At 69.3% G+C, this 16,666-nt stretch carries 13 protein-coding genes; 3 read left to right on the forward strand and 10 right to left on the reverse strand.

Going from position 1 to position 16,666, the window contains the following annotated elements:
• Nucleotides 1-45: 45 nt before the first annotated feature.
• From ACR81A_RS09390 to ACR81A_RS09415, 6 genes are read right to left on the reverse strand one after another with little or no spacing between them, the layout of a single operon-like run.
• A complete protein-coding gene (locus ACR81A_RS09390; RefSeq protein ID WP_440311658.1) occupies nucleotides 46-1,665 on the reverse strand; it encodes a hypothetical protein in 1,620 nt (539 codons plus the stop codon).
• On the reverse strand, nucleotides 1,662-3,284 hold the full coding sequence (locus tag ACR81A_RS09395) for an HtaA domain-containing protein (protein WP_440311659.1): 1,623 nt from the start codon (nucleotides 3,282-3,284) through the stop codon (nucleotides 1,662-1,664). The genes ACR81A_RS09390 and ACR81A_RS09395 overlap by 4 nt, the downstream gene beginning before the upstream one ends.
• Nucleotides 3,281-4,312 (reverse strand): hypothetical protein, encoded by a 1,032-nt coding sequence (locus ACR81A_RS09400; protein WP_440311660.1) that lies wholly within the window; start codon nucleotides 4,310-4,312, stop codon nucleotides 3,281-3,283. The genes ACR81A_RS09395 and ACR81A_RS09400 overlap by 4 nt, the downstream gene beginning before the upstream one ends.
• A complete protein-coding gene (locus ACR81A_RS09405) occupies nucleotides 4,309-5,205 on the reverse strand; it encodes a heme ABC transporter ATP-binding protein (RefSeq protein WP_337248902.1) in 897 nt (298 codons plus the stop codon). The genes ACR81A_RS09400 and ACR81A_RS09405 overlap by 4 nt, the downstream gene beginning before the upstream one ends.
• Nucleotides 5,202-6,320: a FecCD family ABC transporter permease gene (locus tag ACR81A_RS09410; RefSeq protein ID WP_440311661.1), complete on the reverse strand. Its 1,119-nt coding sequence runs from the start codon at nucleotides 6,318-6,320 to the stop codon at nucleotides 5,202-5,204. Before ACR81A_RS09410 ends, ACR81A_RS09405 begins: the two co-directional genes overlap by 4 nt.
• Nucleotides 6,317-7,453, reverse strand: coding sequence for a heme/hemin ABC transporter substrate-binding protein (locus ACR81A_RS09415; protein ID WP_440311662.1), 1,137 nt, complete (start codon nucleotides 7,451-7,453; stop codon nucleotides 6,317-6,319). Before ACR81A_RS09415 ends, ACR81A_RS09410 begins: the two co-directional genes overlap by 4 nt.
• Nucleotides 7,454-7,593: 140 nt before the next feature.
• On the opposite strand from ACR81A_RS09415, the gene ACR81A_RS09420 reads away from it, so the two are divergent.
• The 3 genes from ACR81A_RS09420 (at nucleotide 7,594) to ACR81A_RS09430 (ending at nucleotide 12,760) form a co-directional block, all read left to right on the forward strand.
• Nucleotides 7,594-11,256 carry a S8 family serine peptidase gene (locus tag ACR81A_RS09420; protein WP_440311663.1) on the forward strand — a complete coding sequence of 1,221 codons (3,663 nt, stop codon included), beginning with the start codon at nucleotides 7,594-7,596 and terminating at the stop codon, nucleotides 11,254-11,256.
• 11 nt (nucleotides 11,257-11,267) lie between these two features.
• Complete coding sequence (locus tag ACR81A_RS09425) at nucleotides 11,268-11,942, forward strand: class F sortase (RefSeq protein WP_440311664.1); 675 nt, start codon at nucleotides 11,268-11,270, stop codon at nucleotides 11,940-11,942.
• Between the two features lie 92 nt (nucleotides 11,943-12,034).
• On the forward strand, nucleotides 12,035-12,760 hold the full coding sequence (locus ACR81A_RS09430) for a metal-dependent transcriptional regulator (RefSeq protein ID WP_440311665.1): 726 nt from the start codon (nucleotides 12,035-12,037) through the stop codon (nucleotides 12,758-12,760).
• Here the strand turns inward: ACR81A_RS09430 and ACR81A_RS09435 are convergent.
• The 4 genes from ACR81A_RS09435 to ACR81A_RS09450 all read right to left on the reverse strand — a co-directional run bounded on the left by ACR81A_RS09435 (nucleotide 12,752) and on the right by ACR81A_RS09450 (nucleotide 16,582).
• Complete coding sequence (locus tag ACR81A_RS09435) at nucleotides 12,752-13,267, reverse strand: N-acetyltransferase family protein (protein ID WP_440311666.1); 516 nt, start codon at nucleotides 13,265-13,267, stop codon at nucleotides 12,752-12,754. The two genes, ACR81A_RS09430 and ACR81A_RS09435, sit on opposite strands and share 9 nt — an antisense overlap.
• Nucleotides 13,264-14,016, reverse strand: a complete 753-nt coding sequence (locus tag ACR81A_RS09440) for a GNAT family N-acetyltransferase (RefSeq protein WP_440311667.1) — start codon at nucleotides 14,014-14,016, stop codon at nucleotides 13,264-13,266. Before ACR81A_RS09440 ends, ACR81A_RS09435 begins: the two co-directional genes overlap by 4 nt.
• Before the next feature lie 225 nt (nucleotides 14,017-14,241).
• A complete protein-coding gene (locus ACR81A_RS09445; protein ID WP_202381348.1) occupies nucleotides 14,242-15,039 on the reverse strand; it encodes an SDR family NAD(P)-dependent oxidoreductase in 798 nt (265 codons plus the stop codon).
• A gap of 61 nt (nucleotides 15,040-15,100) precedes the next feature.
• Nucleotides 15,101-16,582: an aldehyde dehydrogenase family protein gene (locus ACR81A_RS09450; RefSeq protein WP_440311668.1), complete on the reverse strand. Its 1,482-nt coding sequence runs from the start codon at nucleotides 16,580-16,582 to the stop codon at nucleotides 15,101-15,103.
• Nucleotides 16,583-16,666 lie beyond the last annotated feature (84 nt).

Genomic DNA, 16,666 nt, shown 5'->3' on the forward strand with positions numbered 1-16,666 from the left:
GGAAAGCTCTCGGCCCGGAGGCGGTTCCGTTCGTGCGGAACCGAGCTATCGGGTGTGCGGCCCGGCGGGCCCCGCGTTTCTACGTCCGCGCAGGATCAGCGCGCCGCCGAGCAGCCCAGCGCTGAGCAGCAGCACGCCGCCGATCAACGTCGTGCGAGCGGACTCGGAGTCGCCGGTTCGCGCGAGGCCGCCGTTGACCCCGAGGCCCGTGCTGCGAGCGGTGCTCGCGGGTACCGCGTTCACGGGCGTCGCCGCCGGCGCGGGCTGCGCGGTGCCGGGGACAACGGGCGGGGTCACCGTTCCGGGGGTCTCGGGACCCGGCTTTCCGGGACCGGTCGGCGGCGTATCAGTGTCGCTCTGCCCGCCGAAGAAGACCGGCACGTACGCTTCGTTCGCCGCGGCGATCTTGCCGTGCGCACCGAACGAGAAGAAGCCGCAGTACGCGGTTGCGCAATCAATGGTGCCGCCGAAGAAGCTCGTCACGTCCTTCCCGGGCACGGTGACCTTCAGCGTCCAGGCACCGTCCGCGCCAATCTCCGCATCAGCAACGTCAGCATCCTGCGAGCCGTTCGCCACGATAAGGCGCGGCACACCGTAGTCGTAGTCGTCGCCAGGACCGCTCATGCCGCCGCCGCTCCGACGCCAGGTCTCAAGGTTTGTGTGGTCTGCGGGGGCGCCGAGGCCCACGTAGATCGGCTTCGTGGGGTCGTAGCCGGTGCCGGAGAGCACCACCTCGGTCTCGTCCGCGCAGGGCAGGTAGTTTCCGGGGGTCACGCTCATCACGGCGTCGGTTCCTGACAGCGCGGTCCCGGTGACGGTGCGCTCAGCGCCCGCCGGAACCTCGGTGATCAGGCACGGATCGGCGCCGGGCGTCGTGCCAGGGTCCGTCCCCGGATCAGTGCCGGGGTCGATCCCCGGGTCGGTGCCGGGATCAGTTCCCGGATCAGTGCCGGGATCCGTCCCGGGGTCGGTGCCCGGATCAACGCCCGGGGTCTCTCCGGGGTCGTCGCCCACGAAGAAGACGGGGGTGAACACTTCCACCCCTCCCGAGCGCTGCCCGTGCGCGCCGATCGTCATGAACCCGCACTGCGTGTTCGCGTCGAGGCAGTCAATGGTGTTGCCCGCCTGCGAGGTAAAGCGCGCACCCGGAATCGCGTGATTCGGGAGGGTCCAGTTCCCGCTGACATCCATGTACGGCATCCCCGGTTCAGTCGTGTTCCCCGGGTAGTTGACCATCAGCTGGTAGAGGCCGGCCTCACCGGCATAGTCGTAGTTCACGCCGCTCACGCCGCGCTTCGTCGGCGCCCAGCTGCCCGAATCCTTCGCGTCTTTCAGCGTGATCGCCCCGAACAGCGTGTACGCGCCGCCCAGGGTGCCCCCGCCCCCGGTGGTGGTGGCGTAGTTCGCACCCGTGAGCGTGACGCTGCTGGGCTGATCGGGATCGAGGTTCACCGCGGGACTCACCGTGAGCGTGGGGCTCGCTGCGCCGACCTTCTGGTTCACACCGGTGCCGGTGGAGCTGCCGGAGGGCGCGGGCGCAGCCGCCGAGGCGATGCTTGCCCCGGCGCCGCCGAATGACAGGACGCCCGCGAGCGCAAGGGCAGCCGCGACACGTGCGGCGGGCCGCACCGTCCCGCGATGCTGGGTGCTGATGGTGGGGATCATGCCGAAACTCCGATCGGGGTGGGCGGTGTGAGTGAGGTGGTGCGCCTCGACGCACGGAACAGTAGGGCGCCGCCGAGCGCGCCAGCGCTGATGAGCAGCACGCCGCCAAAGAGCGCGAGGCGGGCGAGTTCGGGCGCACCCGCGGCAGCGAGCCCACCGTTGACGCCGAGCCCGGCCGCCTGGCCCTGCGCGCCGCCCGCGGCCTGCGCCACGTTCGGGTTCGCCGTCGGCGGCGCGACAGCCGGCAGTTCCGGCTTCGCAGTACCGGTTTCCTCCGCGGAGTCCGTGAAGTAAACCGGAACGAAGATCTCGCCCTTCGCGTTCTGCTTGCCGTGCGCGCCGATCAGCAGCACGCCGCACTGCATCTCGTAGCAGTCCACGCTGATGCCGTGCTGGCTCTCGAAACGAGACGACTGAATCGGCAGTTCCATCTCGAATGAGCCATCCGCCGACATCGTGGGGAAGCCGGGCACCGTGCCGTTTCCGGGGTAGCTCACCATGCTCTGGTACGTGCCTTGGGGCTCGATGTCCTGCGTGTACGTGAAGGTGCGGCCCGATGCGCCGCCGTTCCCGGGGCCCCAGTTCTGGCCCGCCGCGGGGTCGACCCAGCCGAACAGCACGTAGAGCCCGCCAAAGTTCGTACCGTCGCTGCCCGTGGTCGGGAAGCCTGTACCGCGCAGCGTGAGCCGCTGATTCTGATCAGCAAGTCCGTACGCCGGGCTCACCGTGAGCGCTGCACCCGCGGCGTTCGTCGCACTGCTCTCGCCGTGGGGCGTCTTCGCCGTGGGGGTGGGCGTCACGGGGGTCGGATCGGTGCCGGGATCCGGGTCCGGCTTCGTCCCGGGATCCGGATCCGGCTTCGTGCCAGGATCGGGCGTCGTGCCGGGATCGGGATCCGGGGTGCCACCGGTGTCGGCGCTCGTCCGCACGGTCAGTGAGAACGGGTCGGTGTACGCGTTGTCGCCGCCGTAGGTCGCCTGCCCGTCCATGCGCGGCAGGTGGTTCGTGCCGATCTCGGCGGGGAAGGTCCCATCTTCACTCAAGATCTGCGCGACCCCGTCGACCAGACGAACCGGATCCTCCCCCACGAGCGGGAAGGTCGCAAGCACGAGATCGTCGGTGCGCTTGGGTGTGCCGAAGCTCTCCCGCATGTCCACCGTGATGCTGGCCTCACCGGCGGCGATATCAAGCCGCACGTTTTCGAAGTGCAGCCACGACTGGCCGAAACCGTGCATGCGCAGTCGCCCAGTGAACTCGAGGTGGGCGGTGTCCTCTTGCTCGTCGATCCAGCCCGCGGCGAGCGGGAAGTGCGCGGCGGGATCACCCTTCCGGTATCGGGCACCGTCGTAGGACGCGACGTACCCCTCCGTGTGCCCGAAGTTCTCGAGGTAGCTGCGAATCGATCCGCGCACCCCCCAGTCGAGCTGCCCAGAACGAAGTTCGGTGGCGCCCGCTGGCACGTCGCTCACCGCGCTGAGCGTCTGCGGCTCGAGTGCGTTCGTTCGCGGTGCGGCCTCGGCCGCACCGGCCGAGACCAGCAGCGCCAGCGGCGCAACGAGTGCCGCGGCAAGGCCCAGGCTCAGGCTGCGCGCTGCGCGCCGCGCACGACCCCGGCTCACAGCGTGGCCTCCGCCCGAACCGCGGCGCTCGCGCCGCCAGTGACGGTGCCGGCCTCGCTCAGCGGTGCGCCACCCGCATCAGGACCCGCAACGGGAACGGCGGCCGATGTGACCGCGCGCCGCGCCCGTCGCCGCTTCATGGTGACCAGCACTACTGAGGTGAGGAGCGCCAGCACGGCAGCTCCCAGCACACCGATGATCGCCCAGGTGAGTGTCTGGTCTGCGGCCGTGGGCTCCGCGACCTGGGCGGCAGCAGCGGGGGTCTCTGCCGTGTTGTCCGCACCCGATTCCGCGTTCTGTTCCGCGGCACCGGGAACGTCAATCCGAGTTGCGGCGTCGTTTGTGCTGGGGGCGGCCGCGCTCGCGTCACCGGAGCCGCTGCCGAAATCGGTGATGGGCGCAGCGCCGGCCTGCAGCTGACCATCAGCCGACGCGAAGCTCACGGGTGTGAACGACTCGTTGTTCGCGTTCACGAGACCGTGCGCGCCGATCGTGATGATGCCGCACTGCACCTGCAGACAGTCGATCTCCTGACCGTTGCCCTGCGCGCCCTCGTGCGGGTTCCCGAAGCTCGCGGTGAAGCGCGAGCCCGGGATCGTCATCTGCGTGCTCCAGTTGCCGTTCGCGTCGATCTGCCCGTTCGCCTCGCTCGCGGAACTGCCGCCCTGGAACGCCACGAGCAGTCGCGCGCCGTCGGTGCCCGCGTAAGCGAAGGTCTCGCCGGAACGACCGCCCTGGCTGGGCGCCCACGCGTTCGTTGCCGGGTCGGCCACCGCACCAAAGAACACATACACGCCACCGGGCGCGTTCGGCTGGTACTGGAATCCGCTGCCGCTCAATGTGACGGTCGTCGGCCCATCGGCCGCGGGCGCAGGAGCAACGTCAACGCGCGATGCCGCCTGCGCGGGCGAGACACCCAGCGCGAGCGGGGCCACCGCGAGGAGGGGCAGGATCAGCGCTGCCGCGAGCTTGCGCCCCGCGCGGGGTCTGCGGGCCGCACCGGCGTGCGGTGAGTGGTGGGCGGTCATGGGTGAGTCCTCTCACTGGGGGTGGACGATGACGGAGGAGCCGGCTGCCCGCCGAGCTCAGCTGACTGTTCATCTGGGAAACGAACGGGCGTGATCGAGAGCGCGCCGTCTGCGTCGTGCGACACGCGAACGGGGTGGCGGTAGACCTCGCTGAGCAGCTCCGGGGTGAGCACCTCGGCGGGAGCGCCACAGGCGCGCATCGTGCCGTCGGCCAGGAGCAGCACGCGATCGCTGTACGCGGCGGCCGCCGCAAGGTCGTGGAGCACCACCACGACCGCGCTCCCGTGCCGAGCCGTGCGGCGGGCGATCGCGAGCACCTGCTCCTGATAGTTGATGTCGAGCGCCGCGGTCGGCTCATCGAGCAGCAGCAGCCCCGTTCGCTGCGTCATGGCGCGCGCCAAGGCCACGCGCGCGCGCTCGCCACCAGACAGCGAGGTGTACGTGCGCTCCGCGAAACGGAACGTGTCCGAGCGGAGCAGCTCTTCAGCGATGATCCGATCGTCGTCTTCCACCGTGGTGATCGACTGCCACGGCGCCCGACCCATTTTCACAATGTCGACCACGGGGAACGGGAAGCTCACCGAATTGCTCTGGCGCAGCACGGCCCGGCGCAGCGCAAGCTCTCGGTTGGGCCAATCGCTGACCTCGCGGCCGACGAGCTCGACCGATCCGCCGTAGGCGTGATCCCCAGCGAGCGCACCGAGCAGCGTCGACTTCCCGGCGCCGTTCGGCCCGAGAATCGCGAGCACTTCCCCCGCGCGCACATCGAAGTCCACACCCTCCACGATCCGGGTGCCACCAAGCGTCACCGAGACACCGCGTGCGCGAAGCACCGTTTCCCCGACGGGAACGGGCGCGGGCGCCTGCTGCGCCTTTCGCTTGATCGAGATCACAGCCAGCCCCCGTTCTTCCGCGAGGTCGCGCGGATGAGGAAGAAGAAGAACGGTCCGCCGATGATCGCGGTGAGCATGCCGAGCGGCAGCTCCGCGTACGGCACCGCCGTGCGAGCGAACGTGTCGGCGACGACGAGCAGCAGTGCGCCGCCCAACGCGCTTGCGGGGATGAGCACGCGGTGGCCCGGGCCGACGATCATGCGGATGACGTGCGGCACAACGAGTCCGACGAAGCCGATGATTCCGGCGAAGGCGACCGCGGCCGCGGTGAGCACGGACACGATCATGATGGCGCCAATGCGCAGCCGCTCGATGTTCAGGCCGAGGTGGCGCGCCGCGTCGTCTCCGAGGCTCAGCAGGTCGAGCTTGCCAGCGATCATGAAGGCGAGCGCGAGGCCGAGGATCACGAGCGGCAGCACCGTGGCCACCTGGGGCCAGAGCGAGCCGGCAAGGCTGCCCATCTGCCAGAACACGATCTGCTCGCGCTGGTTCATGTCTGCCGCGAAGGTCATGAGGGCGAGCGCGGCGCCGCCAAACGCGTTCACCGCGACACCGACGAGGATCAGGGTGATGACCTGAGTCTTTCCGCCGGAGCGCGAAATCGAGTAGATCAGCAGCGAGGTGAGCACGCCCGTCACAAAAGCGCCGACCGGGATCGCGAGGCTCGAGCCCGCGGCAAGTCCCGTGACAATCATGAGGCTCGCGCCGACCGCGGCGCCCGAGGAGACACCGATGATGCCCGGATCGGCGAGCGGGTTGCCGAACACGCCCTGCATAATCGCGCCCGATGAGGAGAGCGCCATGCCGACGAGCACCGCGAGCGCCACGCGGGGGAAGCGCACCTCCCATAGCGCGGCATCAGCGTTGGGGTGCACCGCATCAGCACCGCACGCGAAGCCCACCTTTCGGCAGAGCGAACCGATCACCTCGACCACCGGGATCTGCATCTGGCCGAGTGCGGCCGCGAGCACGGTCGCGACGACGAGGCCGATGCCGAGCACGAGGAAGAGCATCGTGACGCGGCCCCGCTTGGGCTTCGGAAGTGCAGTCTGGCCGTAGTCGAGTACGCGGGGCAGCTCGGGCAGGGTCACTGGCCCCGTCTCAACGCGGCTCATGCGCCGGCCTCCTCGGGCAGCTCGACCGTGTCGAGGTCGACGTGGTAAATCGCTTCCGCGAGCGCGGTGAGCACGTCGGGCGTGCGTGGCCCCCAGGTGAACATCTCGTAGTCGCTCATGTCCACCACGCGCCGCCGCTCCCCCGCCGGGGTCTGTGCAACACCGGGAACGTTCAGCAGGCCGTCGATCCCGCCCACGGATTCGAGGCCGAGGGTCAGCATGAGGATGAGATCAGGTTCGAGGTTCATGAGTCCCTCGGCGGTGAGGTTGCCGCTCGTCCAGTTCTCCTCCCCCGCGACGTCGATGGCGCCGAGCTGTTCGATGAGCACGCCCGCGATGCCGGTGGAGCCGTCCGGGTTGTTGCCGTACATGTAGTACACGCCGGCGCGGCCGCGCATGTACAGGAACACCGTGCGCACCTTGTCGGCCTCCGCCTCGGGTGCGATCGCGGCGATCCGCGCAATCGTGTCGTCGAGCCGCTTCGTGAAGTCGCCCACGTACTGCTTCCCGAGTTCGGGGACACCGAGCGCGGACGCCACGTCGCCGATCAAGCGGGGAATGTCGTCGATGTCCTTCGCACCGTCGAAGAAGACGACCGGGATCCCGGCGTTGCGCATCTGCAGCTGGACGTCATACGGCCCCACCGAGTAGTCCGTGAGGATGAGGGTGGGGTTGAGATCGAGGATCGATTCCGCGTTCAGCGTGTGATTGTCCATCACGAGCGGCAGGTGCTTTGCCGACTCCCAGCCGGTGGTGAGGTCACGCCCCACGACGTTGGGGCCGAAGCCGAGGGCCCACACGACCGAGGCAAGGCTGCCGGTGCCGTCGAGGGCGAGAATGCGGCTCGTGTCGGTGATCTCGACGGCCACGTCGTCCAGTCCCGTAAAGGTGACGGGCAGCTGCGGCTCGGGGTTGTCCGTAATTGCCGCGATGTCCGGGCTGTCGAGCAGCGCGGTCTCCGGTCCTTCCAGGAGGCGCGGACTCTCGGTGCTCGCGAGGCTCGTATCCGCAATGCTCGGCGCATCTCCAAACACGAGGGCGCAGCCGGCAAGGTTCGCGGCGAGGAGCGCGGCGAGTGCAGCCACGCCAAATCGAAGGGTGCGGGCGCGACGCCCGCCGTTGACGAAAAACACGAAGGTTAGGCTAACATTACTTAGGTCAGATGTTCAATCTTTCGTATTGCCTAACCTCCATCAGATGTTAGCGCGATCCTGGTCGCACGTGCACCAAGACCGCGCACGCGCGCAGATTCCGAGAGCTCACCGTGTCCTTCATGCCCCGCATCCGCATCCCGCAGTTCCGCATCACCCGGCACCGCCGCCCGCTCGCCGTCGCCGCCTCCGGCGCACTCGCCCTCGCCGTCGCACTGAGCGGCACCGTGGGCGTCGCCCAGCTTGCGGAGCTCGGCGGCGCTGATGGCCGAGCGGCAGCGCTCCGCAGCCACGCTGGTTCCGGAGCGAACGACACGGCGGAACCGCAGGTGGCACCCGAGCTCGCGGAGGCACTCACCGAGCTTCCCGGCACGCGCGCCGACAGCGCGACCGGCACGGATGAACCCGAGGGCTCGGCCGAAGAGTGGTTTGACCCGCAGTCCGGGGAAGCCGAGATTCTCATCCGCTTCGCCGACGCGGGCGTCGCGCCGGAGGCGGAGGGCGACCCCGCCGCAGCTGCTGCATCGCTGCAGGAGGGCGCGGCGGCCGCGCTCGCACGCGCAGAGCAGGGCCTCTCGGAACTCGAGGACGCGGGCACCATTCGCGTGCTCAACCAGTTCTGGATCGCCGCTGCCGTGCTCGTCTCCGCCTCGCCCACCGAGGAGACGCTGGCGAAGCTCGCCGCCCTCCCCGGGGTCGAGAGCGTGGCTCCGAACGGCGAAGTGACCCCGCTCGACGCCGTGGAGGAGCCGGAGCCGGTCGAGGATCCCGCCGCGCTCTCAGTTGCCACGGACGGCACGGGTGTTCCCGTGACGTACGGGCTCGCCGGCATCCACGCACCCGAGGCATGGTCGACGTACGGTGCGACCGGCAGAGGCGTGCGTGTCGCCGTGCTGGACACCGGCATCGATCCCAATCATCCAGATCTGCGTGATCGAATTGCGACCGTGGATCCGCATGATCCGCTGTTCCCCGGCGGCTGGATTCACCTCGACCGCACGGGCACGCCCCGGGCGAAGCGCCCCGCCGATCCCGCCACGCACGGCACCCACGTCGCGGGCACAGTGCTCGGCGGCGACGCCTCCGGCACCCGCATCGGTGTGGCCCCCGACGCCGAGCTCATGGCGGTGAACGCGATCAGCGACGGCAGCAGCGACGCGAAGATCCTCGCCGCGCTCGAGTGGACGCTCGCACCCTACGATGCGGCGGGGCGACCTGCGGGGCGCGCCGCCGACGTGATCAACATGTCGCTCGGCGTGAGCAACTCGTACAACGACTTCTTACTCGAGGTGCTGCACCGCGTGCGACAGGCCGGCGTGTTCGCCGCGGTTGCCGTGGGCAATGACGGCGACAAGATGCCCGGCTGCATCTCGAACCCCAGCTCCTCCGCGGACGTCTTCGCGGTGGGCATGACCAATGAGGCCCAGACCGTCGATCCGCGTTCGTGCGGCGGCACGACGCGCTGGTCGGCGAGCGTCGCGCAGCGCTTCGGCTGGCCGAGCGCCGAGTTCACGAAGCCCGACGCTTCGGCGCCCGGGGTCGACATTCTCTCCTCTGTTCCCGGGGGCGGGTGGGGGCGCTCCTCCGGCACTTCAATGGCCACGCCACATGTCGCTGGCGCCGTCGCGGCCCTGCGCTCGGCGCAGGCGGGACTCACCGTCGATGAGATCGAGCACGCCCTCGAGTCCACCGCGTGGCACCCGAACGGCTCACCCGCGGTCGGCGATACCCGGTACGGTGCCGGGATCATCAACCTCGCTGACGCGATCGCGGCGGTTCGCGGTGACACCGGCGTGCGGCTGCGGGTCACCGATGCCACGAGCGGAGCCGTGATCCCCGGGGTGACGATCAGCTACGGCAAACACGGTGAGACCTGGACGAGCGACGCAAACGGCTCCGCGCGTGCCCTGCTCCCCGCGGGATCGTACACGCTCAAGTTCGCGGCGTTCGGCTACACGAGCGCAACGCGCGAGGTCACCGTGTCCGCGAAGGGCCTCAGCGAACTTGCGGTCACGCTCGCACCGCTCACCACAGGCTCGGTCACCGGCACCGTGACCGACGCGGCCACCGGCACGCCGCTGCCCGGCGTGCTCGTCTCGCTTGCTGGGGCCGAGCTGAGCGCCACCACCGACCGGGCAGGCCGGTACCGCATTGAACAGGTGCCCCTCGGGACGCACCGCTTCCGCGCGGGCCTCGAGAACTACTACACCGCCACCTCGAAGGACGCCGAGGTGAAACCCATCGAGAACGCGTCGACCACTGTCGATTTCCGGCTCGCCGCCCTCCCGCGGGTCTTGGTACTCGGCGACCAAACCGGCCGCACGGTCGAACTGCTCCAGTCGCAGGACATCGTTGCGACCGGACTAGACACCTTCCCCACCACCACGGAGGGCGCAGCGACCGTCTCAGACCCGAGCGTGCTCAGCGACTACGACGCCGTCGTCTGGGACGACCCCGGTGCGGTGAGCTCGGCAACACTGAAATCTGCAATCCAGGTTGCGGACAAGGCGAACGCGGGCATCGTGTGGCTCGATCTGGGTTCGAGCGACACCTCGGGAATCGCGACGCTGCACGAGCAGTTCGGCTCGCCCGAGCAGCGCTCCGGCACCGTGGACGAGGCGGTGCTCGCAACCGGGTACCGGATCTGGGCGCAGCCGGAGCACCCGATCTTCGCGCCCGGCAACCTCGCAACCGGCGAGCTGATCACTGGAAGCATGGTGTTGCAAGACACGCGCCAGAATGCCGAGAAGTTCTACGCATCCTTCGAGTCGCTGAGCGGTGTGAAGCCCGAGGTACTCGCACACACGATCACGCGAGTGCAGGCCGGCGCCGAGGTGCGCGTCGACGATCACGGGGCAGGGATCGCCGTCGATGAACGGGGAGGCACGCCGCACGCCTACCTCGCGCTGCACGGCAGCCATTCGGCGTCCGACGCGCGCACCTGGTCCGCGGCAGGTCAGCAGATCCTCGTGAACGCGGCAAAGTGGGTATCAAAGGCGGCGACGGAGAGCCCGGAGCAGCCCGATCCCAAGCCCGCGGTCACGCCCACAAAGCCCGTTGACCCGGGCACCGTGACTCCCCCGACCCCGGGTGGAGAGAAGCCGACGCCCCAGACGCCGACCCCCACACCGACGCCCACATCACCGGATCAGCCCACCAAGCTTGGCGCCCTTCCCGCGCCGAGCGGCACGCCGGCGACCGGCTCGGGCAGCAGCGGTGGATCACTGCGCGCGCCCGCAACGCAGGCGAAGCCGAAGCCCAAGTTCACGCCGAAGGCGCCGGTCAGCACGCAGAATCTCCTGACCTCCGCGAACGCGGGCGGGGTGACCGTGCGTGTTGCGGAGGGGATCGCTCATCTGACGGTGCCGAAGAGCGCTGCCGGGGATTGGTTCTTCCTGCATGTCTACCCGAGCAAGACACCGGTCGACTGGATTCGGGTGAACGACTCGGGTGAGCTTCGGGTTGACGTGACCAGCTTGCAGGACGGCACGTACCGCTTTGCGCTCACCGATGTCGACCGGAAGTTCGTCGGCTGGACCGAGGTGAAGATCGGTTCGGGATCCGCGGCCCCCGTGGCCGAGCGCACCCTCACTGACCTCGCCACCCCGCTCCCAGCCGCTGTGGTGTCTCCCGGGTTCAGCCTCACCCCGACCGAGCAGTTGATGCTCCTGGGTGCGGCGCTGCTACTCCTCACCGCCGCGGGTGTGGTCTTGCTCGGCCTCAGGAAGGGACCCGAGGAGCTCACGTCCGGCGCGCTCCCGGGCACGGCTGGTGCCGCCGGATGAGTGGTGTCCCCGTGCCCGCACCGGCTGACGCGTCGCGGCCGCGTCGATCCGCGCGGCGCGTGCTGATCGCCGCGCTCAGCGTGGTGACGGCGCTCGCGGTGGCCGGTGGCGTGGGCCTCGTCGGGCTCGGCGCGTGGCGCCTTGTGGCGCCGGCCGCACCGGCCGCCGCGGAGCGGCACACCGTCGAGCGGCGGGCGCCTGCGCTCGCACCGGTCGCACCCGCGGAGCCGTCTCGCGTCACCATCCCCGCGCTGAGCTTCGATGCGCCGGTCACGGGGCTGCCGATCGGGGACGCCACGGTCCTCGACCCGCCCACCGCAGACGAGGTGTTCTGGCTGAGTGACTTTGGGCTCCCCGGCGCAGGCACTGACAACACCGTGTTCCTCATCGGACACACCTCAGCGGATGGCCGAGCGGTGTTCGATCCCCTCATCAACCGCGCAGAGCGCACCACCACGGCGCTGCCGGGGGACGAGGTGTTGATCGACACGGCGAACGGCACCGTCGCGTACGAGATCATCGCCACCGAGCGGCACGACAAGACCGCCCTCGCCACCGTTGCGAACGTCTGGGAGAACGTGCCCGGGCGCCTCGTCATCATCACCTGCCTCTTCCAAGCCGACCGCGATGTGGCTCCCGACAATGTGGTGGTCTTCGCGCAGGCAGTACCGCACTCCGCTGAGTGAGCCGCGCCGGGTGAGCCTCCCCGCCTCGGCTCCCCCTGAGCGATAGGCTGACCCTCGACGCAGTAGGCCGTGTGGTGTGGAAGGGAGCCAGCGTGGACGCGCTCCTCAACCCCACCGAGGCGTACCTCACCGCCGTCCTCGAGTGCGAGGAGGTCGGTGCAGATCCGCTCCGCGCCCGTATCGCCGAGCGCGTCGGCCATGCCCCCTCAACCGTCACGCAGACCGCCAATCGGCTGATCCGCAACGGCCTCTTCTATACGGTGCCGGGTGATCGCCGGCTCCACCTCACGGTCGAAGGTCGCCGTATCGCGCTGCGAGTGATGCGCAAGCACCGACTCGCGGAGTGCTTGCTCGTCGACACGATCGGACTCGAGTGGGAGTGGGCGCACGACGAGGCGTCGCGCTGGGAGCACGCAATTGGCGATGCGACGGCCGAGCGCATTGCCGAACTCCTCGGTCATCCCGGGCGCTCCCCCTACGGCAACCCGATCCCCACGCTTGCCGAGGCAGAACGCGGTTCCGCTCTGCCTCCACACGATCCGCACGCGATCAACGCCCTCCGCCGCACCTTTGACGCCGACCCGGCAGAGCCCGCCGAGCTCGTATCGATCAGCGAGACGGCGCAGTCTGATCCCGATCTGCTTACTGAGCTCTCGGCCGCGGGCATCGCTCCCGGTGCGAGCCTCCGCGTGGAGCGGAGCGGTACGGGGGTGCGAGTTGCGCTCGCGAGCAGTCCCGACGGGCCTGGGATCGAACTCGACCACGCGCAGGCCGCTCAGTTCTTCGTGGCGTCTCCCGCGACCGTACGCTCAGAGTGAGCGGCCGAGGAGCTGGCCGGGCCAGCCGTCGTCGTCGAACGTGCTGAGGCGCTCGTAGCCGCACGATTCATAGAACCGCACGAGCGCGCCATCGCCTCCGCCGTAGCAGTCCACGCGCAGCGAGGAGACCCCTGCGCCCCGCGCTTCGTCGTCCGCGAACGACAGGAGACGCCGTCCGACGCCGCGCGCACGGGAGTCGCGCGACGCGATGAGCAGGCGCACATAGAGCTCCGGTTCCACGACGGGCGGCGCATAGTCGCTCGCTTCGCCGAGCACGAGCGCGCCCACCACGCCCGCATCGGCGTGCTCAGCCACCCACGCACCGGGCAGCGCGCACTCCGCGGTCACACGGCCGATCTGGCGTTCCGAGGTCGACCACGGCTCAGTGCCCCACTGTTCCGTGTTGCCCATCGCGACAAACCAGTCGATCACCCCGTCAAAGATCTCGAGTATGGCCGGGGCGTCAGCTTCGCTCGCCGGTCGGATCCGCCACTGCTGCGTGGTCATTCGTCGTCGCTTTCCTCAGGCGTGGGGATCTCCCACCGTCCGAACAGTTCGAGGCCCGCCGAGCGTGCAAGCCCTGCCGATGCCTCATTGTCGAGCTGGCAGCGATATTGCAGCTCGAGTCCCTCTGCCGCCGCAACGCGGGCGAGCGCGCGCGTGAGCGCACGAGCATGGCCCCGGCCCCGGCCCGTCGGGAGTGTGATCACGCCAAAGTCGGCCAGCACCGAGTCGCCCCACGGGTACGCGCTCGCCACGCTCAGGAGGCGGCCGCCCTCATCGAATGCGCCGTACACGGCCCAGTCGTCGAGATCCACCTGACCTGCATCGAGGTCTTCGGGGCTCGCCGCCTCCTCGAACTCGGCGAAGGCCTCGACATCGGCGGTTCGCTCGGGATCGAGTCTGCGCACGTGTGCGGCGTCCGGTTCTGATCGGAGCGCCGCAGCCGCGGTCAGCGGCAGGTAGAACAGATAGTCAGCACCGTGCAGGGTGATTCCCGCGTCGACAAGCGCCTCGCGGAGGCCTGCTTCACCAGCCGCAGCGGCCCGCACGCCGCCGTCCTCGAGCACGGCGGCCACATCCGGGCTCACGGCAACCGCCGTGTGCGCGTCGGCAACCGTGTGCAGCACGGTCACGCGCTCGTCTTCGTCCAGCTCGGGAGCGAGCGTCAGGCTCAGGTTCGCGCTCCGGTGTCGTTCGTCACCGGCCAGGGCTTCACGCCAGTACTCGTGCACGGATTCCGCGAAACGGGACATGCGCTTCTCCTGATTCTGCTCGCCGCGGGGGCAGTCTGCGTTGGGTCGGTAGATTCTCGACCCTATCGGGAGTTCTGGCATCCGCTCGAGCAGTTTTGCCAAATCCGCAACGCTCCCGCCCCATCCGCGTTTCCCCCAAATCCGGGTCACTTGGGCAGGGTGTCGTCTGGTCTCGCCACGCGACACCCTGCCTAAGTGACCCCGATTCGCTGGGGGCAAGCGAGGCTAGGAGGCCGGCGGGGTGAAGCGGCCGTCGATTGCCGTCCAGCCGCCGTCAACGCTGAGCGTCGAGCCCGTCACAAAGGTCGAGGCATCACTCGCGAGGTACACCACGGCACCCGCGAGCTCGTCGGGGCGCGACCAACGGCCGAGCGCGCTCTTCTGCGCGTACGCGTTGTACCACTCCTCGTTCGCCTTGATCTGGGCAGTCAGCGGAGTCTCCACTACCCCCGGGGCCACCACGTTGATGCGCACGCCCTGCGCCCCGTACTCAGCCGCAGCGGTCTTCGCGAGCTGCACGAGCCCAGCCTTCGTCGCCGCGTAGACGCCCTGACCGGGCTCCACCACCTGCGCACGGATCGACGCAAAACCGATGATCGAACCGCCGCCGTTCGCAGCGAAACGCGCACCGAAGTGACGGATCAGCTGGAACGATGCGCGAAGGTTCAGGTTCACCACACGGTCGAACTCGTCCATCGTGTAATCGTCCATGCGCTTGCGCACGTTGGTCGCAGCGGTGAATACGAGCGCCGAAGCTGTGCCGAAGCGCTCAGCCGCCGCCTCCACCTCAGCGTCATCAAGCACGTTCAGGCGGAACGCCTCGGCGGAACCGCCCTGCTCCTGGATCAGCGCGGTGGTAGCCTCTGCGGCGTCAAGCGCCCAGTCGGCCACAACAACGTGCGCGCCCTGCGCGGCGAGCGCCTGCGCCGACTCGCGACCAATTCCTGATCCCGCACCGATCACCACAACCGTGCGATCGTCGAGGCGGAACAGGCGGCTGTAGTCGGGTGCGACGTGCGTCATGCGGGGTGTCCTTTGCAAGGGTGCGGAGTGATATCGAGAAAGAAGTGAGTGCGAGCGGTGGCTAGCCGCGGGCGCGGGGGCGGATCATTGCCATGCGCGTGACGGTGAACTCTTCGATGGCGTAGCGCGGGCCCTCGCGGCCGATGCCGGAGTCCTTCACTCCGCCGTAGGGCATGATGTCGGAGCGGAAGCCGGGAATCTCGTTGACCACCACGCCACCGACCTCGAGGCGCTCGATCGCCGCGAATGCGCTCTCGAGCGAGGCCGTGTAGATCGCCGCCTGGAGCCCGTAGCGCGAGGCGTTCACGAGATCGATCGCGGCATCGATCGAGTCGACCGTCGTGAGGCATACCACCGGGCCGAACACTTCCTCCGCCCACACGTCGACGTCGGCGGGAACGCCGCCCAGCACGGTCGGGCGCACGAGTGCGGCGTGCTCGCCCTCGGCGGGAGCTTCGCCGCCTGCAAGCAGCGTGGCACCCGCGGCGACCGCACGGTCAACCATCGCACGGATGCGCTCGCCCGAGGCCGCGTTGATCACCGGCGCCACGTTCGTTGCGGGATCGCGCGGATCGCCGACGACGAGCTCACCCATGCGCGCAACGAGGCGCTCCGTGAACTGCTCGGCAATGGGTCGCTCGAGCACGATGCGCTGCACAGAGATGCAGGCCTGCCCGTTGGCGTAGAAGCCGCCGCGCAGCACGGCGTCCACTGCGGCATCCACGTCCGCGTCGGCCGCGACGATGAAGCCGGTGTTCGAACCGAGCTCCAGCAGCGCCTTCCGGGGCGCCGCCTGCTGCGCAATGAGGTGTCCAATCTTCGCGGAACCGGTGAACGAGACCACCTGTGCGCGCGGATCGCGAACGAGCGTCTCCCCCACTTCGGGTGCACCATTCACCAGCTGCACCGCTGCCGCGGTGATGCCGTGCTCAGCGAGCACCTCGCGCACGATAGCGACCAGCTCGAGCGTGGCAAGCGGCGTGTTCGGTGCCGGCTTGATGATCACCGGGCAGCCCGCGGCGATCGCCGGGGCGAGCTTGTGGCTCGCGAGGAGCAGCGGGTAGTTGAAGCCGGCAATGCCGATCACCACACCAGCCGGCTTTCGGCTGTAGTACCCGATCATGCCGCGACCCAGCTCCTGCAGGTCGAGGGGTACCGTCTCGCCGTGCACGCGCGAAGCTTCCTCCGCGGTGGCCTGCAGCGTGACAATGGTGCGCGACACCTCGGTCTGGCAGTCGACGCGCGGCTTCCCGGTCTCGAGTACGAGGAGATCAATGAGGCGCTCCGCGTGCTCCTCGAGTCGGTGCTGCACCGCGGTCAGCACAGACTTGCGCTGTGCGGTGGTGAGCGCGGCCACCTCTGCGCGGGCAGCCTCAGCCGCGTCGAGCGCGTCGCGCGAGTCCGCAACATCGCTGACCGGAGCCTGCGCGATCACACTGCCGTCGAAGGGGAACACGATGTCTTGGTTCGCCGCGACCGCACGCCACTCGGCGCCGATGGGAAGCTGCCCGGCGGGGGCGATCAGTGAGAGCGTGTCGCGCATCGTGTGTCCTTGCGTGCGGGCTGACGCCGCGGCGAGGATCGCGTGCCGCGGTGCAACGGATGACCTGGGTACTCCAGCCACCCA

Origin of the sequence: Leucobacter chromiireducens (assembly GCF_051993095.1) — a bacterium.
Classification (GTDB): Bacteria; Actinomycetota; Actinomycetes; order Actinomycetales; family Microbacteriaceae; genus Leucobacter; species Leucobacter chromiireducens.